The 18,884-nt window shown below is 74.7% G+C and carries 20 protein-coding genes; 9 read left to right on the top strand and 11 right to left on the bottom strand.

The window, feature by feature from the left end; genetic code table 11:
* Positions 1–189: 189 nt before the first annotated feature.
* Positions 190–1,200 (top strand): quinone oxidoreductase family protein, encoded by a 1,011-nt coding sequence (locus ACZ58X_RS37735; RefSeq protein ID WP_470338088.1) that lies wholly within the window; start codon positions 190–192, stop codon positions 1,198–1,200.
* A 117-nt stretch (positions 1,201–1,317) separates the two neighbouring features.
* Here the strand turns inward: ACZ58X_RS37735 and ACZ58X_RS37730 are convergent, their stop codons facing one another.
* The 4 genes from ACZ58X_RS37730 to ACZ58X_RS37715 all read right to left on the bottom strand — a co-directional run bounded on the left by ACZ58X_RS37730 (position 1,318) and on the right by ACZ58X_RS37715 (position 3,881).
* Positions 1,318–1,671 carry a hypothetical protein gene (locus tag ACZ58X_RS37730; protein WP_470338087.1) on the bottom strand — a complete coding sequence of 118 codons (354 nt, stop codon included), beginning with the start codon at positions 1,669–1,671 and terminating at the stop codon, positions 1,318–1,320.
* A gap of 685 nt (positions 1,672–2,356) precedes the next feature.
* Positions 2,357–2,989 carry a class I SAM-dependent methyltransferase gene (locus ACZ58X_RS37725; RefSeq protein ID WP_470338086.1) on the bottom strand — a complete coding sequence of 211 codons (633 nt, stop codon included), beginning with the start codon at positions 2,987–2,989 and terminating at the stop codon, positions 2,357–2,359.
* Between the two features lie 125 nt (positions 2,990–3,114).
* Positions 3,115–3,609 (bottom strand): hypothetical protein, encoded by a 495-nt coding sequence (locus ACZ58X_RS37720; protein ID WP_470338085.1) that lies wholly within the window; start codon positions 3,607–3,609, stop codon positions 3,115–3,117.
* 41 nt (positions 3,610–3,650) lie between these two features.
* The gene (locus tag ACZ58X_RS37715) at positions 3,651–3,881 is read right to left on the bottom strand and encodes a hypothetical protein (RefSeq protein WP_470338084.1); all 231 of its coding nucleotides are present in this window, start codon (positions 3,879–3,881) and stop codon (positions 3,651–3,653) included.
* Between the two features lie 128 nt (positions 3,882–4,009).
* Here ACZ58X_RS37715 and ACZ58X_RS37710 point away from each other — a divergent pair, with 128 nt between their 5' ends.
* Positions 4,010–4,687, top strand: a complete 678-nt coding sequence (locus tag ACZ58X_RS37710) for a hypothetical protein (protein ID WP_470338083.1) — start codon at positions 4,010–4,012, stop codon at positions 4,685–4,687.
* Between the two features lie 369 nt (positions 4,688–5,056).
* On the opposite strand, the gene ACZ58X_RS37705 is transcribed toward ACZ58X_RS37710, so the two are convergent.
* Positions 5,057–5,182, bottom strand: a complete 126-nt coding sequence (locus ACZ58X_RS37705; protein ID WP_470338082.1) for a hypothetical protein — start codon at positions 5,180–5,182, stop codon at positions 5,057–5,059.
* Positions 5,183–5,454: 272 nt separating this feature from the next.
* Here ACZ58X_RS37705 and ACZ58X_RS37700 point away from each other — a divergent pair, with 272 nt between their 5' ends.
* Positions 5,455–6,348, top strand: a complete 894-nt coding sequence (locus ACZ58X_RS37700) for a pentapeptide repeat-containing protein (RefSeq protein ID WP_470338081.1) — start codon at positions 5,455–5,457, stop codon at positions 6,346–6,348.
* An 89-nt stretch (positions 6,349–6,437) separates the two neighbouring features.
* Here ACZ58X_RS37700 and ACZ58X_RS37695 read toward each other — a convergent pair whose 3' ends face one another.
* The 3 genes from ACZ58X_RS37695 to ACZ58X_RS37685 form a co-directional block, all read right to left on the bottom strand.
* Positions 6,438–8,648 carry an acyltransferase family protein gene (locus ACZ58X_RS37695; RefSeq protein ID WP_470338080.1) on the bottom strand — a complete coding sequence of 737 codons (2,211 nt, stop codon included), beginning with the start codon at positions 8,646–8,648 and terminating at the stop codon, positions 6,438–6,440.
* Between the two features lie 231 nt (positions 8,649–8,879).
* Complete coding sequence (locus ACZ58X_RS37690) at positions 8,880–10,646, bottom strand: glycosyltransferase family 2 protein (RefSeq protein ID WP_470338079.1); 1,767 nt, start codon at positions 10,644–10,646, stop codon at positions 8,880–8,882.
* Between the two features lie 195 nt (positions 10,647–10,841).
* A complete protein-coding gene (locus ACZ58X_RS37685) occupies positions 10,842–11,390 on the bottom strand; it encodes a GNAT family N-acetyltransferase (protein ID WP_470338078.1) in 549 nt (182 codons plus the stop codon).
* Between the two features lie 197 nt (positions 11,391–11,587).
* Here ACZ58X_RS37685 and ACZ58X_RS37680 point away from each other — a divergent pair, with 197 nt between their 5' ends.
* Positions 11,588–12,517, top strand: coding sequence for a lysozyme (locus tag ACZ58X_RS37680; RefSeq protein WP_470338077.1), 930 nt, complete (start codon positions 11,588–11,590; stop codon positions 12,515–12,517).
* Between the two features lie 80 nt (positions 12,518–12,597).
* Here ACZ58X_RS37680 and ACZ58X_RS37675 read toward each other — a convergent pair whose 3' ends face one another.
* Together ACZ58X_RS37675 and ACZ58X_RS37670 are read right to left on the bottom strand one after the other, a co-directional pair.
* A complete protein-coding gene (locus ACZ58X_RS37675; protein ID WP_470338112.1) occupies positions 12,598–12,921 on the bottom strand; it encodes a hypothetical protein in 324 nt (107 codons plus the stop codon).
* 104 nt (positions 12,922–13,025) lie between these two features.
* A complete protein-coding gene (locus tag ACZ58X_RS37670; RefSeq protein WP_470338076.1) occupies positions 13,026–13,655 on the bottom strand; it encodes a maleylpyruvate isomerase N-terminal domain-containing protein in 630 nt (209 codons plus the stop codon).
* Between the two features lie 206 nt (positions 13,656–13,861).
* Between ACZ58X_RS37670 and ACZ58X_RS37665 the strand changes: the two genes are divergently transcribed.
* Both ACZ58X_RS37665 and ACZ58X_RS37660 read left to right on the top strand, forming a co-directional pair.
* Entirely contained in the window at positions 13,862–14,482 is a 621-nt protein-coding gene (locus ACZ58X_RS37665; RefSeq protein WP_470338075.1) for a LysE family transporter, read from the top strand.
* A gap of 219 nt (positions 14,483–14,701) precedes the next feature.
* Entirely contained in the window at positions 14,702–15,418 is a 717-nt protein-coding gene (locus tag ACZ58X_RS37660; protein WP_470338074.1) for a TetR/AcrR family transcriptional regulator, read from the top strand.
* Positions 15,419–15,446: 28 nt separating this feature from the next.
* On the opposite strand, the gene ACZ58X_RS37655 is transcribed toward ACZ58X_RS37660, so the two are convergent.
* On the bottom strand, positions 15,447–16,073 hold the full coding sequence (locus tag ACZ58X_RS37655; protein ID WP_470338073.1) for a TetR/AcrR family transcriptional regulator: 627 nt from the start codon (positions 16,071–16,073) through the stop codon (positions 15,447–15,449).
* A gap of 149 nt (positions 16,074–16,222) precedes the next feature.
* Here ACZ58X_RS37655 and ACZ58X_RS37650 point away from each other — a divergent pair, with 149 nt between their 5' ends.
* The 3 genes from ACZ58X_RS37650 to ACZ58X_RS37640 all read left to right on the top strand — a co-directional run bounded on the left by ACZ58X_RS37650 (position 16,223) and on the right by ACZ58X_RS37640 (position 18,845).
* Positions 16,223–16,981 carry an SDR family oxidoreductase gene (locus ACZ58X_RS37650; RefSeq protein WP_470338072.1) on the top strand — a complete coding sequence of 253 codons (759 nt, stop codon included), beginning with the start codon at positions 16,223–16,225 and terminating at the stop codon, positions 16,979–16,981.
* A 128-nt stretch (positions 16,982–17,109) separates the two neighbouring features.
* Positions 17,110–17,865, top strand: coding sequence for an SDR family oxidoreductase (locus tag ACZ58X_RS37645; RefSeq protein ID WP_470338111.1), 756 nt, complete (start codon positions 17,110–17,112; stop codon positions 17,863–17,865).
* Entirely contained in the window at positions 17,862–18,845 is a 984-nt protein-coding gene (locus ACZ58X_RS37640) for an NADPH:quinone oxidoreductase family protein (RefSeq protein WP_470338071.1), read from the top strand. The genes ACZ58X_RS37645 and ACZ58X_RS37640 overlap by 4 nt, the downstream gene beginning before the upstream one ends.
* Positions 18,846–18,884: the final 39 nt, after the last annotated feature.

Here is an 18,884-nt window from a genome sequence, read left to right as displayed (position 1 = left end):
CGACACGCCTGGGCCGCGTCTCCTTCGGATCCTGCATGATGATCGACATGAGGACGGAACCCTGCGATCCGGCCAATCGGCTGTCCTGCGTGAGATCTTCGCGTCTCAGCCCGAGGCGGCGAGGCGGCGGAGCGGCGGACTCGTCTGCCTGCCGGGAATCGGATCGCCATCAACGGGGTTGGTGGGGTCATGCGAGCGATTCAGGTGTACGAAGTGGGCGGTCCCGAGGTGCTGCGGGAGGCCGAGGTGGACCAGCCGCGGCCCGGTCCGGGCGAGGCGATCGTGGAGGTTGCCGCATCCGGGGTCAACTTCCTCGACGTCTACCACCGCGAAGGCCGGTACAGCCTCCCGCTGCCCTTCACCCCGGGCGCCGAGGGCGCCGGCACGGTCGTCGAAGTTGGACCCGGCGTCGCTGACGTCGCGGTCGGGGACCGGGTCGGTTGGGTGGAGGTTCCCGGCGCGTATGCCGAGCGGGCCGTCGTGGACTCCTCCCGGCTGGTGCCGCTGCCCGACGACATCGACTTCGAGACAGCCGCCGCCGTGCTCCTCCAAGGCATGACCGCGCACTATCTCGTCAAGGACGCCTACCCGGTTCAGGGGGGCGACACGGTGCTCGTGCATGCGGCTGCCGGTGGCATGGGGCTGCTTCTGACCCAGCTCATCACCCATCTCGGCGGCAGGGTGATCGGCACGACGTCGACCACGGCGAAGGCCGAGCTGGCGAAGCGTGCCGGAGCCGCCGAGGTGATCCTCTCCTCCGCAGTCGACGATCTCGCAGCCGAGGTGAGGCGGCTCAACGGCGGTCAGGGACTGCCGGTTGTCTTCGACGGCGTCGGCGCGCACACCTTCGATGCGAGCCTCGCCAGCCTGCGACCCCGCGGTCATCTGGTGCTCTTCGGCGCGGCAAGTGGTGCCGTGCCTCCGTTTGATCCGATGCGGCTCGCCCACGGCGGTTCGCTGACCCTGATCCGGCCCAGCCTCGGGGACTTCATCGCCGATCGGTCCGAACTGCTCCGACGGGCCGCCGATGTGTTCGAGTGGGTGCGCTCCAAGGCGCTTGAGGTCACCGTGACGGGTCGCTACGCATTGTCCGAGGCCGCCCAGGCCCACAGCGATCTGGAGGCTCGGCGTACCACCGGCAAGCTGCTCGTCGTACCCGATGCGGCCGCTGTCGGACGCCGCGAGGAGACGCAGAGCTGATCGCGGTGACGCTGTCGGGGATCTTGGAGACCGAGACGTCGAGGGCATGGCCGACCGTCATCGCCAAGATCCCCGACAGCGTCAGGCACTCAGCAGGCCGAGACACCCGGCTGGACGTCAGACGATCGAGACCCGGGAGACGTAGGCGTTGTTGAAGCTCAGGCTGCCGCCCGCGTAGAGGTTGTAGTCGTGACCGTTCGCCGTGATGACGCCGTTGTTCCACTGCGAGGTCACCGAGTACACACCGGCGACCCCGGGGTACGTGGTGCCGACGCTCCCCGCGTAGCAGAGCTGCCAGTAGCCGCTGTTGTCGTGTATCCAGAGCTCGATGCCGTACGCCTCCGCGCCGCCGCCCGGGCACTGCACGCTTCCGATCGCGCTGGCCGGCGAGGCCGCCAGGACACTTCCGCCGATGAGGGTCGCGGCCGCCAGCGCCACGGCACCGATTCGTGTGATCTTGCGACGAGCCATCTGCTGTTCTCCTCGTGTCGGACCGTTGTGGCAACCGGCTGACGGGCCGGCTCGACACCATCCTTCTGTCAGCGGCAGCCCGTCACCACGACGTTGGCCGGACGTTGGGCCGACACTTGCGTCGTGGGGCCCTCACACCCTGGGAGCCGCGATCCTGGACCCAGGGGGGTGTCGATGGACTTCGAGTACGACTGCTGGTACTTCGGGGAGACGAACGCCGTTCTACGGAGAGCCGAAAGGGTTCCTCAGCATCCGCTGCGAGCTGCCCTTGCAGTGGAACTGCCACTGGTGCGACTCGGTCACCATCCCCCCTGCCGACTGAGCGCCGGAGCCGTCCCCCTGCTCCGGCGCCCGGTCCTGGTTCCGGCTCGCGGGCGCCCTGAGCAGCACCGGCCCCGGGCCGACGGCGGGTGCCTCGTGTCCGACCGATGCGGGCTGGTGGCGCCGTTCGCCGGACACGGCACCACCAGATCCGAGATCCTTTCGCGCGGACCGGGCGAAGAGGACGGCCCCGGTCAGCCCGACCCGCGAGGAGCGAAGTTGAGCGAGAGCGAGCCGGCGGGGGATCAGCCGGGCAGCGTCACCTTCGAGGTGCCGCACGACCTGGCCGCCGAGCAGGTCGCTCATGTCCGGATCGTCGCGTTCCCGGGGGGGGCCGGTGTCAGAGCGGCGGCCGGGACCGCTGTCAGAGCGGCGGCGGCGGCGGCCGGTGGCCGCGCTGGAAGACCAGTTCGGTCCAGCTCACGTCCGCGCGGGCGTGCAGGTCGGGCCGCTCGCCCTGGTGGAGGAGGTGGAGGCCGTGGGCTTCCGCGAGGGCGGTGGTGTGGTCGGGCGGGAGGTCGAACATGCGGCGGCCGGGCGGGACGGGGCCGTGGCGCAGGGTGAGGGCGAGGCGGGCGCCGGGGGCGAGCAGGCGGGCCACGGCCCGCATGGCGGGCGGGCGTTCGGCGGGGGCGAGGTGCATCCACACGGCGGTGACCAGGACGAGGTCGTACTGCTCGCCCCGGGCCGTCAGCTCGGGCAGGTCGGGCAGGGCGTCGGCGACCCAGCGGATGCCCGCGCGGGGGTGCAGGCGGGCGCCGACGGCGCGCAGTTCGGGGGTCGGTTCGACGGCGGTGACCCGGTGGCCGAGGGCGGCGAGGGCGGCCGCGTCGCGTCCGGTGCCGGCGCCGATGTCGAGGACGGTGGCGGGCGCGTTCGGGTAGAGGTGCAGCAGGGAGCGGTGGACCTCGGCGAAGTCCACGCTCTCGTACTGGACGGCGAGTTGTTCCGCCGCCTCGCCGTAGCCGACCGTCCCCGGCGGGCGCGCCGGGTCCACCGGGCGCTCCGGGTCGACAAGAAGCCCGGGATCCGCCGGGCGGGTCGGATCCACCGGTCGCGTCGCCTCTGCGGGGCGTATCGGCTCGGCGGGGCGTATCGGTTCAGCGGCTCGCATCGGTTCCCTCATTCGGATTCACGGACGACGACGGCGTCCCCCGCGGCGGCCGCGCCGGCGAAGAAGTCCCGTAGTTCGCGCAGGTCGTGGACGACGCGGGCGGCCCAGGACTCGGACCAGGGCGGTTCGGAGTCGAGCTGGGCGACCCGCCGGGCGAGCACCGTGTCCTGCTGGCGGACGAGTTCGCCGAGCGCCGAGTCCCGCAGGAAGGTGAAGGCGGCGGCGACCTGGTCGGGCCGCAGCACCGGCATCCCGATCCCGGTGTCACGGCGGTTGCCGCCGTAGACGGGGAGCCGGGCGGCCGGGTCGGGGTGGAGGCCGTTCTCGGTGAGGGCGAGTTCCATCAGGACGGCGGTCTGCCGTACGCCGAGGGCGAGTCCGGCGGCGACCAGCCGGTCGTAGCGGACGTCGCGGCTCCGGGGCACGAGTTCGCCGAGTTCCTCGGGCGAACAGGCGTCCACGGCCTGGCCTGGCAGGCGGCGCCAGAAGTGATCCACGCTCACCCGGAAAGCGTAGCGAACCCGATGGCCGGGCGATCAGTGCCTCAGGCTTCGCCGGGGTGCCAACTCGGCCATTCCCAGGGGCGGTCGGCCCAGTGCACCTTGACGGGGTCGTGCGGGTCGAGGTCGGGGAAGAGCTGGTGGAGGCGTGGTTCGAACTCCTCGGGGGCGAGGGGTTCCCAGCCGTGGCCTTCGAGGTGGACGAGGCGGTAGCGGCTGTCGGTCCGGAACTCGGCCACCTCGACCAGGTGTGCGGACGTGCTGTTGGTCTCCATGACCCCCAGCATGTGGGTCGGCGGCAATCAGCGCCCGTCCAGACCCCTCTTCCGGGTCATGTCCCGTGGTCGGCGCGCTCGTTGTGCACGGAAAGGTACGGCGGGGGCGGCGCTGGAAGGACGAGCACATGACTGGGCAGCCCACCGGAGGACAGTGGCAGTGGCCGTCGAACGCCTGGCAGCCACCTCCCGTCCCCCTCCCGATCCCGTCGCAGGCGGAGCCGTTCCGCTCGGCACCCCCGCCGACCGGGCCCCCGCCGGCCGGGCCGCCGCAGGCGGATCCGCCGCCCGGCGGCACACCCGCGCCGCCGCGTCGGTCGCGGCGGGCCAGGGTGGTGGCAGCGGGCGGGACGCTGGTGGCGCTGGCCGCGTTGCTGGTGATGTGCGGTCCGGGGTCGGGCGACGACGTCCGGGTGGTGGCCCTGCCGGAGGCTTCGCCGTCGGCCACGCCGTCCGGCCTGCTGCCGCTCGCTCCGCCGGCCGGCACGCCCTCGCCGTCCCCCGGCCCCTCCCCCGCGCCGGGGGGCGCCCCGGCCCTGCCGGGCGGCGACCCGGCCGCGACGGCGGCCGCCCCGGGCAGCGGGGCGGACCGGACGGGCGCCCAGCACGTCTCGGCCTCGCCGCACACCAAGGCGGGCCGCAGCCCCCGCCCGAGCCCGTCCGGCCACGCGGCACCGAACGCGGGGCCGGGCGCGCAGGGGCTGCCGTCGCTCGGCCCGGGAACGATCTGTGACCAGGCGGAGCGGGTGGGCCGCTGGCCGGCCGGTTCCGAGCAGGCGCGGCTCTGCCGCGGCGTCTACGGCTGACCGGAACCCGACACCCGAACCTCCGCGCCCCCGCACCCGCACCCGCACCCGAACCCGAGCACGCACCCGCACCCGCACCCGAGCCCCGATCGCTATACCACGGGAGGCCCCCGCCCGCCCCCGGAACGCCGGTGGTTCCCGAGGATCGGTGCCCTGCGGGGTGGCGGGCCCGGCAGTGCACGGCCCGGTGCACCAGCATGGTCGGCGAGAGGGCCGTCGGGAATCAACGGTGCGGTGGGTGCGAGGAGTTGCTCGGATGCAGATGCTGGCTGCATGCCTGTGGGGGCTCGGTGGCGCGGCCGCCATCGAGGCGTGGACCCTCCACGAGCGGATCAACTCCGTGGGCGGCTTCCCGTGGACGTACCGGGGTCAGATGAAGCTGGCCCCGTACGTGGTGGCGGTGGCGATCCGGTTGAGCGTCGGGGTGATCGTGACGGCGGCGTCCACCGCCTCGAACCAGGTGGCGGGCCCGGTGGGGGCATTGGCGATCGGCATCGCGGCGCCGCAGATCCTGCAGCAGATGTTCGCGCGCGGCCCGTCGCGTCCGGAGCTCCCCTCGCCACCCCGGACCGGTGCCGAGCCACGGTCCGGGCCAGCGGCCGAATCTCAGACCGGGCCGGGCCCCGAGCCGGGCTCCAGGCCCCGGCCCGGTCCGCTCCGGGCCCCGATCGTGCCCCGGGTGGACGCCAGGGTGGTCGACAAGGTGAACGACAGCGTGGACGGCAGGTACGGCCCCGCCGACGGGGCCGACCAGCGGAGGAGGCGTCGTGGCCGGTGATTCCGTACGGGACGGACGGGGGTCGGCGGCGGGCCGGGCCCCGGAGCCGCCGAGGGAGGGCTTCCGGACCTGGCTGCGGGCCGCGCTGGCCTTCGAGCCGCTCCGGGTGCCCGGCCCGGGCGCGGTGCTCCACAACGCCGAGCTGGCCGGTGCCGACCTGTCCGGGGCGGACCTGCGGGCGGCGGACCTGACGGGCGCGAGCCTGGCCGGTGCCCGGCTCCACGACGTGGACCTGAGCTCGGCGATCATGACCGACATCAACCTCTGTCAGGCCGAGCTGTGGCGCGCCGACCTGTCGGACGCGACGCTGGACGACGCGAACCTGTACGCCGCCGACCTGTCCGGCGCCATCCTGGTGCGGGCCCAGCTCTTCAACGCCCACCTGGCGGGCGCCCGGCTCCGCGGCACCCGGCTGCCGGAGTCCGACCTGCGCTACGCCCTGCTCACCGGCGCCGCCATGGACGGGGCGGACCTGCGCCGGGCCCAGCTGTGCGGGGCGGTGCTGGCCGGGGCGACACTGCGCGGCGGCGCCCTGGCCAGGGCCGACCTGAGCCAGGCGTACGTCACCTCGGCGGACCTCACCGGCGCCGACCTGTCCCGCGCGACCCTGGACCACGCCTGCCTCGCGGCCGCGGTCCTGGTCGACGGGGACTTCACGGGCGCCGGCCTGGCCCACGCCGATCTGACCGACGCGGACCTGACCGGCGCCCGGTTGGACGGCGCCGATCTGATCGGCGTCAGCTGGTCGCTGCGGACGGAGTGGCCCGCCCACCTCTACATGGACATCCGCAGCCGCTCCGAGGAGGTGGGGCCGGGGGTGTTCCGGATCGTCGGGGCCGACTCCCGCCTGGAGGAGCTGCCCCGCGAGCCGGTGCTGATCTGAGCCTGCGGGGCCGTGCGGGGCTGCGAGCGGCGGGCGGCGGGCGGCCCACCCCACGCCCACCCCACGCCCACCCCACATTCACCCCACGCTCACGGCGCCCCCAGCACCCCCTTGTCGATCCGCGGCGCCAGCACCCGGGCCAGGGTGTCCGTGATGTGCCCGGTGTCCCGGTAGAGCACCACGCCCTCCAGCACGGCCGGGCAGCTCGCTCCACTGCCCGGGCAGAGCAGCGGCCCGAGGTCGAGGGTGCGGACGCCGTAGCGGGCCGCGAGGCCGCCGTCGAGCATCGGGTCGGGCTCGAAGGCGGTGTCGCGGGGGAAGAAGCAGGCGTCGGAGCGGCCGTCGGAGGCGGCCAGGCAGGTGGGGATGTCCTTGCCCGGCATCGGGGTGTCGCCGAGGTAGGCGAGCGGCGCGCCGAGGGCGGTGAGGCGGTCGAGGGTGCGGGTCCAGCCCTCGGCGCGTTCCTCCTGGCTGCCGTAGCGGTTGAGGCCGGCCATCAGGACCAGCCGGGGCTTGGGCCCGGAGGTGAGCCGGGTGAGGGTGTTCTCGCGCCAGCGGTCGCACTCGTCGAAGGTGCGGCCGAGGACGTTGTTGCGCACGGTCAGGGTGGCCAGCGGGCAGCCGGGCTTGACCAGCACCTCCAGGGCCCAGTGCCGCTGCTCGGCAAGGGCGAGCCCGGCGGAGATCCACTGCCCGGCGTGCGAGTCGCCGAGCAGCACGATCCGGTCGGGGCTGTCCTGGTTGCCGAAGAGGCAGCGGGGGCTGCTGTCGGCGTTGAGCGGGATCTCGCAGCCCTTGCCGGGCGGGAAGTCCTCCCGGGCGCGGGCGAGCGAGGGGGTGAGGCCGAGCACCCGGGTGCCGGGGGCGAGCAGGGCGGGCCCGTCCACGGCCCCGGCGGGGGCGACGGTCCGGGCGTCCGCGGTGCCGCCGAGCGCGCGGACGGTGCCGCCGCCGAGGGTGAGCGCGGCGATCAGCGGGATGACGAGCGCGCTGGCGCCGACGGCGAGGCCGCGCCGGGGTGCCGGACTGCTGCCGTACCGCAGGGGCTGTTCGACGAGCCGCAGGGTGAGCCAGGCGGGCAGCGCGCTGGCGGCGGTCAGGGCGAGCAGCACCGGCCAGGTCAGCTGGCCGTACCGGGCCTGGGCGATGGTCAGCACCGGCCAGTGCCACAGGTACCAGGCGTACGAGAGGCGCCCGGCGGCGCGCAGCGGGCGGCTGGCGAGGACTCCGCCGACGATCCGGTCGGCGGGGGCGGCGAGCAGCAGGGCCGCGGTGCCGAGGACGGGCAGCAGGGCGGCCGCGCCGGGGAAGGGGGTGGTGCGGTCGTACAGGAGGACCGAGCCGAGGACGGCCGCCAGGCCCGCCCAGCCGAGCAGCCGCAGTACCCGGGTCGTGGCCCGGCCGGAGCCGGGCCCGGCGACGGGGGCGGGGGCGAGGTCGCGGCCGGCGGTACGGGCGGCGGTACGGGCGGCGAGGGCGCTGCCCAGCAGGGCGGCGCAGGCCCCGGCGGCGAACTCCCAGAGCCGGCTGCCGGTGGAGAAGTAGGCGAGCGGCGCCGAGGTCGCCGTCCAGCGCAGGCAGAGCGCCAGCGAGGCCCCGCCGACGGCCAGGGTGGCGAGGGTGATCGCCAGGGTCCGGCGGCGCCCGTGCAGGTAGCGGGCGAGGCCGAGCAGCAGGACGCCCCAGAGCAGGTAGAACTGGTTCTCCACGCCGAGGGACCAGAAGTGCTGGAGCGGGCTGGGGTCGTGTTCGGCGGCGAGGTAGTCGGTCTGCTGGCCGACGAAGCGCCAGTTGGCGAACTGGCCGGCGGAGGCGATCAGGTCGTGGGCGAGGTCGGTGCCGCGCAGCGGGTCGAGCAGGGCGCCGCCGGCGGCGGCGGTGGCGACCAGGACGGTGGCGGCGGCGGGCAGGATGCGGCGGGCGCGGCGGGCGGCGAAGTCCCACAGGCCGATCGGGCGGCCGGTGAGCAGACCGGTGATCAGGAAGCCGGAGATGACGAAGAAGACGTCGACGCCGACGAAGCCGCCGGTCGGGCCGGGGACGGCCGCGTGGTAGGCGAGGACGGAGAGCACGGCGATGCCGCGCAGTCCCTCGATGTCGGGACGGAAGGCGGCACGGCGGCGGGGCTCGCCCGTCGACGCGACAGTGCCGGAGGCGGAGGCGGTGCCGGAGGCAGAGGTGCCCGAGGCGGAGGTCGAGGTGGTTCCGGCGGCAGCGGCCTGCCGGTCCACCCGGACGACTCCGGGCAGCAGTTCTTCGGCGGACGTGGACGACGTCGGTGGTGGTACGGCCGTTGACACGGCGGTGCTCCTTGCTGGGCTGGCAGCGGTGGTCGGGCCCGCCGGGCCGATGGGGCGGCCGGGCGGCGGGGGTCCGCGCCGGTGGGGCGACGCGCAAGGAAACGCAGCGGGGAAGAGTGGGCGGTTCGGCAGGTCAACTGGTCAGGAGGTCAACTGGCCGGCGAACCAGCGGGGTTGAACGGACCAGCAGGTCAAGTGGTCAACTGGTCAACAGGTCGGCCGACCGGCCGCTCAGAAGATCAGCGGGTCGGCCCAGCCGGAGGCGAGCACCCCGCAGAGCAGCAGCACGGCGGTGACGGCGACGGCTTCCGCCCGGCCGAAGCCGAGGTCGGGTCCGAGCCCGGTGCGGCGCCGCGCCGGTGCGGCGACCTCTCCGACGGCGGCGCCCTTGCCGCCGTCCGCGGCCCGCGCGGCCCGGCCGGTGCCGAGCAGCGGCCACAGCGACCTGATCAGCGGGATCATGGTGTAGGCGGTGAGCCCGAGCAGCGCGGCGAGCGCCCAGAACGGCCGCCAGCCGTACTCCAGTCCGGCGCGCACCAGGCCGGCCGCGCCCGCGAAGACGACGAGGCCGAGCCAGCCGACGCCGAGCCGGGCGACGCTGCGGGCCAGGGCGGTCCCGCCGGAGACGGCACCGGTGGGCACCCAGTCGGCGGAGCGGCGGCGCAGCGCGTGCGCGATGGCGATCACGTGGCAGAGTCCGCCGAGGAGTTGGACCCGGGTGACCTCGAAGCGCCAGCGGGTGCGGGACATCGCGGGCAGCAGCACCAGGGCGACCCAGATCGGCGGCAGGAACGGCAGGACCTGCCAGGGCTGGATCTCCTCGGGGGAGAAGAACAGCATGATCAGCGCGGGCAGCGGCACGGCGAACACGTTCACGGCGCTGGTGACGTAGCCGAGGATGCCGTTCCAGAAGCAGAGCCGGGCGGACCTGGGGAGCGGGCCGCTGCGGAAGTCCGGGTCGCGGACAAGGGCGAGCGAGCCGAGGCACCAGCGGTACTGCTGGCTGATGAAGGCGGGCAGGCCGGTGGGCGACATGCCCTTGGCGACCAGCGCGGGGACGTACCGGGTGCTCCAGCCGGCCCGGGCGAGGGCGAGGCCGGTGTAGAGGTCCTCGCTGTGGTCGATCTCGGCGAAGCCGCCGATCCGTTGCAGGGCGGCGCGTCGGTAGAGCGCGTTGGTGCCGCAGCAGACGGTGCCGTCCTGGGCGTCCCGGGAGGGCTGGATCCAGCGGTAGAAGATCTCCTGGGTCGCTCCGGCGGCGCGTTCGAGCCAGGACATGTCGGCGTCCGTGTCGAAGCACTGCGGGCTCTGCACGATGCCGACCTCGGGGTTGTCGAGGTAGGGCACCAGGTGGTGCAGGAAGTCGGGGCGGGGGCAGAAATCGGCGTCGAGGACCGCGATGACCTCGCCGGTGCCCTCGGCCAGGCCGTGGTTGAGGTTGCCGGCCTTCTTGAAGCGGCCACGGTCGGGGCGGGCGCGGTACTGGAAGCCGTAGGAGCGGGCGAGTTCGCGCACCTCGGGGCGGTCGGCGTCGTCGAGGACCAGGACGGTCAGCTCGCCGGGCCACTGGACGGCGGCGGTGTGCCGGTAGGCGTTGTCGAGGACGGCGAGCGGTTCGCCGGCGGTGGGCAGCAGCAGGTCCACGCTCGGGTGACGGGCGGGGCTCCAGGCGCGCAGCAGCAGGTCGTGCGAGTCGCGGGTGAAGCGGCGGGCCCGCTGGCCGTCGGTGAGCGAGAGCAGCCAGGTGGCGGCGTTGAGCACGGTGAGCACCAGGAACGGCCAGAGCAGCGGCTTGCTGAGGGCGAACAGGCCGAGGGTGGCGGTGGCTCCCGCGTAGGAGAGGGTGGCGCAGAGCAGCACCCAGCGGCGCTGCGGGCCGAAGTACCAGTAGAGCTCCTGGTCGTCGGGCGGGCTGGGGAGTCGGAGGTCGGGGTCCGCGGGCGTCCGGCGCGGACCGGTGTCGGGTGCGGACATGGCGGTGCCATGGAGTACGGGCATGCGGAAATGGCCCCCCTGGGCATCGGACGGAACTTCGCCGTACGTCCTCAGCCTCTCACATTGGTCTGGACCAATCATGAACGAGGTATGACATCTCCGCATCGCCGCTGTTCAGCGACTTGACGTCGCATCAGTAGGACGACAGACCGTCAAACGATCAACAAACCGCCCCTCCCCCGAGCCCTCCCCGCACCCCTACAGCTCCTTGATCAGCTGCTCGAACCGGAGGTCCGGACGGCGCGGGACGCCGAACCGCTCGTCGCCGTACGGGAACGGGCTGTACACACCGGTCCGACGGAAGCCGCGGCGCTCGTACCAGGCGATCAGCTCCGCGCGCTGCTCGATGACCGTCATCTCCATCGCGCCGACCCCCCACTCCTCGCTGGCCAGCCGCTCCGCCTCGGCGAGCACCAGCCGCCCGATCCCGCCGCCCTGGAGGCCGGGGCGCACCGAGAACATGCCGAAGTACGCCAGCTCGCCACGCCGTTCCAGCTGGCAGCAGGCCAGCAGTTCGCCGTCCCGCTCGGCCAGCAGCACCAGCCCGTCGGCGTGGCCGACGGCCTCCGCCACCCCCTCGGCGTCGGTGCGCTGCCCGCCCAGCAGGTCCGCCTCGGTGGTCCAGCCGGCCTTGCTGGCCTCACCCCGGTAGGCGGACTCGACCAGTTCGACCAGCGCCGGGACGTCGGCGAGGGTCGCGGGGCGGAAGGTCGGTTCGCCGGCGGTCCTGGCGGCGGTCTCGGGCATGGCGCTACCTCGTTCTCGTGACGGTCGGCATTCCGATGAATGTCGACTTTTATGCATCGTGCCACATCGCCCCCTCGGCCCGGGCGCGGGCACCTGGCGCAGCTGGCGGGTACATGGCTAACCTGCTCCCCGGTCGGGCCAACCACCGGCCGTACCGGGCCCGTTGGGCCATTCGCACCGGAACCAGAGGAGTGTCCATGTCCCGCTCTTCCCGCTCCGCCCGCCCCACCGGTACCACCAGAAGACCGACGACCCGCCGTCGGCTCCCCGTACTGGCCGCACTGGCCGCCGCGACCGCCCTGGTCACCGGCGTCACCGCGCCCGCCTACGCTGCCGACCCCGCCCCTCTCGCCCCCGCTGCCCCCTCCTCCTCCCCGTCCCCCGCCGGCCCCTCCCCCGAGGCCCGACCGGCCTTCCACCCCGACCGCGACTTCGCCGGCTCCACCGTCGCCGCCCACGAGGGCCGCACCGGCGAGTCGCCCCTGCCCACCCTCGCCGCCACCCAGACCCCCGGGCTGGACGTCGCCAGCTACCAGGGCAACGTCAACTGGTCCACGGCGGCGGCCAACGGCGCCCAGTTCGCCTACGTCAAGGCCACCGAGGGCACCAGCTACACCAACCCGTACTTCGCCCAGCAGTACAACGGCTCCTACAACGCCGGACTGATCCGCGGCGCCTACCACTTCGCGCTGCCGAACAATTCCTCCGGCTCCGCCCAGGCCAACTGGTTCGTCGACCACGGTGGCGGCTGGTCCGCCGACGGCGCGACCCTGCCGCCCGCCCTCGACATCGAGTACAACCCGTACGGCGCCAGCTGCTACGGCCTCGGCCAGAGCGCCATGGTCAGCTGGATCCGGGACTTCTCCAACACCGTCCGCAACCGCACCGGGCGCTACCCCACCATCTACACCACGACCAACTGGTGGGCGAGTTGCACCGGCAACTACGGCGGCTTCGGCGCCACCAACCCGCTCTGGATCGCCCGTTACTCCTCCGGCGTCGGCACCCTGCCGAACGGCTGGGGCTACCAGACCTTCTGGCAGTACGCCGACTCCGGCACCTTCCCCGGTGACCAGGACCTCTTCAACGGCGCCGCCGACCGGCTGAGCGCTCTCGCCCTGGGCTGACCGGGCACAGCGTTGCTCCCCGCACCGGACCGACGGCGCGGGGAGCAACGGGACCTACGGCACCGGGCCGCCGGCGGGGCTCAGCGGTCGGTGAGCTCCGGCGCGTACACCGTGCCCAGCGGCTCCGGGCCCACGTACTGCTGGCAGTTGCAGGGCCGCGGCTCGTAACTCACCGGGCGCCGGTCGGCGTCCCAGGCGGTGGGCGCCTCGACCACCTCGTGGCAGCGGCCCTGCTTGTCGTGCTTGGCCAGGTGGTGGGTGCAGCCGCAGACCGGCTCGGGCGGGCGGCCGGCCGCCTCCAGGGCGACCCGCTGCCGCTCGGTCGCCTCCAGCACCTCCAACTTGCGCTTGTGCCGGGTCTTCAACGCCTTGCGGGCCAGGTCCGAGCCGCCGTAGATCACCATGGGCAGCAGCCACCACAGGTTCCACAGGTTGTCCATCAATGCCCCCCGGTTGATCCGTCCTCGGCCCAGATCATACGACTGACCAGCGCGAACGCCCTGGCGGGTCAGCGGATGACCGGCAGCACCGGCTCCGAACCGCGGCCCGAGGCCGCCTCGATGAAGGCCACCGGGTCGGCGACCTCGGCCAGCAGCGCGCTGGTGAACCGCAGCGCCCCCTCGGCCGGCGCGGGGCCGCCGACGGCCGCGACCAGGTCCAGCAGGTGGACGGTCGCCTCCATCAGCGCCACCTCGCCGAGCGCCCCGACCGTGACGCTGCCGAGCAGCGGGTGCGCCACCACGGTGCTCGGCGGCAGGTCCGCGAGCCCGGCCAGGGCCTCCGGGCCCTCGGTGTCGAACCGGGCGATCAGCACCGCCGGTTCGCTCGCCCTGGCCGCTTCCCTGGCCAGTTCGGCGACCTGGCCGGCGGCGGTGTGGGCGAGCCCGCCCGGCCGGTTGAAGGTCCGCAGGATGTCCGCCCCGCAGGTCAGTTCGGCCGGCCCGTCCAGGACGGCCGTGCGCAGCCCGGTGAACATCTCCGGCACCGGCGCCACGTGCGCGTACAGGTCCCGTACGGACCACTCGGTCAGCCGGGTCGGCCGGTCCCAGTCCGTCGCCCCGAGGGCCGCCCCGCGTTCCGCCCAGGACCGCCAGGCCTCGGCCAACAGCTCGCGCACGTGGTCGTTCTGACTGCTCATCGGGGGCCTCCTCGAAACAGTGTTCACGGAGTTCCCCACGCTACCCGCCCTCACGGGGGAAACCGCTTGCACCCCCCGGTGCCCACCCGCCACCATCGGCCCATGACCTCGGCACCCGCCCGCCCGCTGCCCGTGACCGCCGCCGCCCGCCCGGCCGCCGGTCAGCAGCAGCCCGGCCGCCCCCGGAGGCCCGACCGCGCCCGCGCATGAGGGCCGCGCTGGTCGCGGGGCTGCTCGCCGGGTGGGGCGTCGCCGTACCGGTGGGGGCCGTCGGGGCCTACCTGGTGGCGCTCGCCGCGCGGACCTCGCTGCGCACCGGGGCCTGCGCCGCCCTCGGCGTGGCCACCGCGGACGGGCTGTACGCCGCGCTGGCCGCCCTCGGCGGCGGCGGCCTCGCGCCCCTGCTGGCACCAGTGGCCGCGCCGCTGCGGATCGCCTCCGCCCTCGTGCTGCTCGCCCTGGCCGTCCGCACCGCCGTCACCGCCCTGCGCGCCCCCGGCAGCACGTCCGCCCTCGCGGCGCAGACCCCGCCCGGCCCTGCCCGGGCCTTCCTGACCCTGCTCGGGATCACCCTGCTCAACCCGCTCACAGTGCTCTACTTCGCCGCCCTGGTCCTGGGCGACGGCCCCGGCAGCCCGACGGGCCCGCTCGCCCGTACGGTCTTCACCCTCGCCGTGTTCGCCGCCTCGGCGGGCTGGCAACTGCTGCTCGCCCTCGGCGGCACCCTGCTCGGCCGGGCGCTGACCGGTGCCCACGGCCGCCGGTGGACCGCGCTGGGCTCGGCCGCTCTGGTGGGCTGGCTCGCCGTCCGACTGCTGCTGCCCTGACCCGGCCCGCCCAGGCCAGACGTGGCCGCACCCGGCCACCGGTTGCGCTCCGTCACCGGCCGGGGCCTGACTGAGGCCTGTTTTCCGGCTATTCGTCCCTTGTATCCTGGTTCTGTATCCGCTGCGTAACCTGCGACCTGCCCGGCCCCGGCCCCCGTCCGGCCCCGCCGCCCGGGCACGGCCGACGGCCCACCGGCACCGACTCGGAGGAGTGCGGACATGGCTGAGCGGGACGGCCCCGAGAAGCGCGGGCGCCTGAGTCGCCCCCTGGTGCTGGACGCCGCCGTCGCCCTGGTGGACCGCGAGGGGCTCGGCGCGCTGACCATGCGCAGGCTGGCGGCGGAGCTCGGCGTCGAGTCGATGGCCCTGTACCGCTACACCCCCGGCAAGGAAGCCCTGCTGGACGGCCTGACCGAGGCCTACTTCGCCGAGATCAACACCCAGCTGCGCACCGGCGTCGGCGGCCACGAGAACGGTTGGCGGACGGAGCTGCGCCGGATCGCCCAGGCCTTCGCCGTCGTGGCGCACGCCCACCCCGAGATCCTGCCGCTGGTCGCCACCCGCCCGCTGGCCGTCCCGGTGTCCCACCGCCCGGCGCCGGCTCTCGCCCTCACCGAGCACATCCTGTCGGTGCTCGCCCGGGCCGGTTTCGACGACACCACCGCGCTGACGATCTACCGCACCTTCGTGGCCTGGAACCTGGGCTTCCTGCTGGTGGACAAGCGCCAGGTGGTCGACAACCCGGACGAGCCGGACCCGGTGCTGCGCCTCGGCCTGCACCTGCTGCCCGCGGCCGACTACCCCCGGCTGCGCGCGCTGGTCCCCCGCTTCGCCGACTTCGACGACCGGGCCGAGATGCTGGCCGGCCTGGACCGCCTGCTGGACGGGATGCCGGAGCCGCCCCTCGACGGCTTCTACGGCGCCGGCGGGTCCTGAGGGAACGAGGTCCGCGGGGGTACTCCGGTCAGAGCCGGGCGCCGAGCATCCGCAGCACCAACTCGCCGTAACGGCGGCCGAGTTCCTCCGGCGTGCCGGAGGAACGCTCGGTGTACCAGCGGGAGACGTCGATGCCCAGCGAGGTGACCGCGCGGGCCGCCGTGCGCACCTCCGAGACCTCGAACTCCCCGGCCGCCACACCGGCCTCGATCAGCGCGCTGACCTCGCGCTCGATGTCCAGGCGCAGCGCCGCGACCTGGGCGTAGGCGTCCTCGGGCAGGGCGTGCAGCTCGTAGTTGACCACCCGGCCGACCGTCCGGGCCCGGGCGTGCCAGGCGGTGAACTGCTCGACCACGCGCCGCATCCGCTCGGCCGGTCCGCCCTCCCCGGCCGCCGCCTCGCGGACCAGGGTGAGGGTGGCGGCGTGCCCGGCCCGGCTGATCTCGGCGAGCAGGGCGGCCTTGGACTGGTAGTGGATGTACAGCGCGGCGGGGCTCATGCCCGCCGCGGTGGCGATGTCCCGGGTGGTGGTGGCGTGGAAGCCGCGCTCCGCGAACGACTCGACGGCCGCCTGGAGCAGCCGGTACGCCGCCTCGGGGCGGGTGTCGGCGCCGGGCAGGGTCGGCCAGAGGTCGGCGATGGGCGTGCTGGTCATGGCGCCATCCTCCCAGAGAAGTCGTACAGGCATTCCCGCCGGCCGCTCCGCAGCGGCCCGGCGGACTGTTGACAGGCTCTCGCACCGACAGCATGCTGAGCAAGCGCTTAGTCAGCACTCTAGAGCAGACCCGAAAGGCAGGACCCTCCGTGGTGCACTCCTTCAAGGGCCGGGTGGCCGTCGTGACCGGATCGAGCCGGGGCATCGGCCTCGGCATCGCCCGCGAACTGGTCGACCGCGGCGCCAAGGTCTGCCTCACCGCCCGCAACCCCGAGCCGCTCGCCGAGGCGGTCCGCGACCTGGGCGGCCCGGACAACGCGATCGCGGTCGCCGGCAAGGCCGACGACCCGGCCCACCAGGAGGAGGCGGTCGCCCGCACCCTGGAGGCCTTCGGACGGCTCGACCACCTGGTCAACAACACCGGCATCAACCCGATCTACGGGCCGGTCCTGGAGACCGACCCCGACGCGGCCGCCAAGATCTTCGCCGTCAACGTGCTCGGCCCGCTGGCCTGGACCCGCCGGGCGCACGCCGCCTGGATGGGCGAGCACGGCGGCTCGGTGGTCAACGTCGCCTCCGTCGCGGGCATCCGCTCCTCGCTCGGGATCGGCATGTACGGCATCAGCAAGGCCGCACTGATCCGGCTCACCACCGAACTCGGCGCCGAGCTGGGCCCGCAGGGCATCCGGGTCAACGCCGTCGCCCCCGCCGTGGTGAAGACCAAGTTCGCCGAGGCGCTGTACGAGGGCCGGGAGGAGAAGGTCGTCAAGGCCTACCCGCTGGGCCGGCTCGGCGTCCCCGAGGACGTCGCGGGCGCGGTCGCCTTCCTGCTCTCCCCGGAGGCCGGCTGGATCACCGGCCAGACCCTGGTGGTGGACGGCGGAGTCACCCTCGGCGGTGGGCTGTGACCGGCGGGCCGGACGCGCCGACCGGGCTCGGCGGACCGGACGGGCTCAACGCGCGGGACGAGCTCAACGCGCCGGACGGGCTCGGCGACGCTACCGGGCCGGGCGGTGACCTGACCGGCCAGGGCGTCGTGGTGACCGGTGCCGGCCGGGGCATCGGCGCCGCCCTGGCCCGGGCCTTCGCCGCGGCCGGCGCCCGGGTGGTGGTCAACGACCTGGACGCCGACGCCGCCCGCGCGGTCGCGAAGGAGTGCGGCGGCACCGCCGTACCCGGGGACGCCGCCTCCGCCGAGGGCCTCGCCGCCCTGGTCGACCGGGCCCGCGCGGAGCTCGGCGAGATCGACGTGTGGTGCGCCAACGCGGGCGTCGCCCCGATCGGCGGCGCCGACGCCCCCGCGGAGGCCTGGGCCAGCGCCTGGGAGGTCAACGTGCTGGCCCACGTACGGGCCGCCGACCTGCTGCTCCCCCGCTGGCTGGAGCGCGGCCACGGCCGCTTCCTGGCCACCGTCTCGGCCGCCGGGCTGCTCACCATGCTCGGCTCGGCCCCGTACGCGGTCAGCAAGCACGGCGCGCTCGCCTTCGCCGAGTGGCTGTCCGCCACCTACCGCCACCGCGGTGTCCGGGTGCACGCGCTCTGCCCCCAGGGGGTGCGCACCGACATGCTGGCCTCCACCGGCGCGGTCGGCGAGGCGCTGCTGGTGCCGACCGCCCTGCACCCGGCGGAGGTCGCCGGGGCGGTCCTGGCGGCGCTGCGGGAGGAGCGGTTCCTGATCCTGCCGCACCCCGAGGTCGCCGAGTACTACCGCGTCCGGGCCACCGAGCCGGACCGCTGGCTCGCCGGGGTGAACCGGCTCCAGCAGGGGCTGGAGAAGGGCGGGGCGCTGTGAGGGCCTGGCAGGTCACCGAGCTCGGCGAGCCGGCCGCGGTGCTGCGGCTCGCCGAGGACGCCGCCCGGCCGGTGCCGGGCCCGGGGCAGTTGCTGGTCCGGGTCCGGGCGGCGGCGGTGAACTTCCCCGACGCGCTGATGGTGCGCGGGCACTACCAGGTCCGCCCGCCGCTGCCGTTCACCCCGGGCGTGGAGCTGTGCGGCGAGGTCGCGGACGGCGCCCGGCGCGGCGAGCGGCTGATCGGCAACCCGGTGCTGCCGCACGGCGCCTTCGCCGAGTACGCGCTGCTGGACGCCGCCGCCGCGTTCCCGGCGCCCGAGGCGCTGGACGACGCCGAGGCGGCGGCGCTGCACATCGGCCACCAGACCGCCTGGTTCGCCCTGCACCGCCGGGCCCGGCTGCGGGCCGGCGAGACCCTGCTGGTGCACGCGGCGGCCGGCGGGGTCGGCAGTGCGGCCGTCCAGCTCGGCCGGGCCGCCGGGGCCCGGGTGGTCGCCGTGGTCGGCGGCCCGGCCAAGGCCGAGGCGGCCCGGGCGCTCGGCGCCGACCTGGTGGTGGACCGGACGGCCGACGGCCCGGCCGGGGATTTCGTCACCGCCGTCAAGGAGTTCACCGGCGGGCGCGGCGCGGACGTGGTCTTCGACCCGGTCGGCGGCGAGGCCTACACCGGCTCCACCAGGTGCGTGGCCTTCGAGGGCCGGATCGTGGTGGTGGGCTTCGCCGCCGGGCAGATCCCGGCCCCGGCGCTCAACCACGCCCTGGTGAAGAACTACACGATCCTCGGCCTGCACTGGGGCCTGTACAACACCCACGACCCGCGGGCGGTTCGCGCCGCCCACGACGCGCTGACCGAGCTCGCCGAGCAGGGCGTGGTCCGGCCGCTGGTCAGCGCCCGGGTCCCGCTGGCCGAGGCCGCGGCGGCCGTGCAGCTGGTCGCCGACGGGCGCAGCACCGGGCGGATCGCCGTCCTGGGCGAGTAGCCCGACGGCGAGTAGCCCGACGGCGAGTAGCCCGACGGC

The sequence above is a fragment of the Kitasatospora sp. NPDC040550 genome (assembly GCF_055594965.1).
This window is presented reverse-complemented; position numbering and strand designations above follow the sequence as displayed.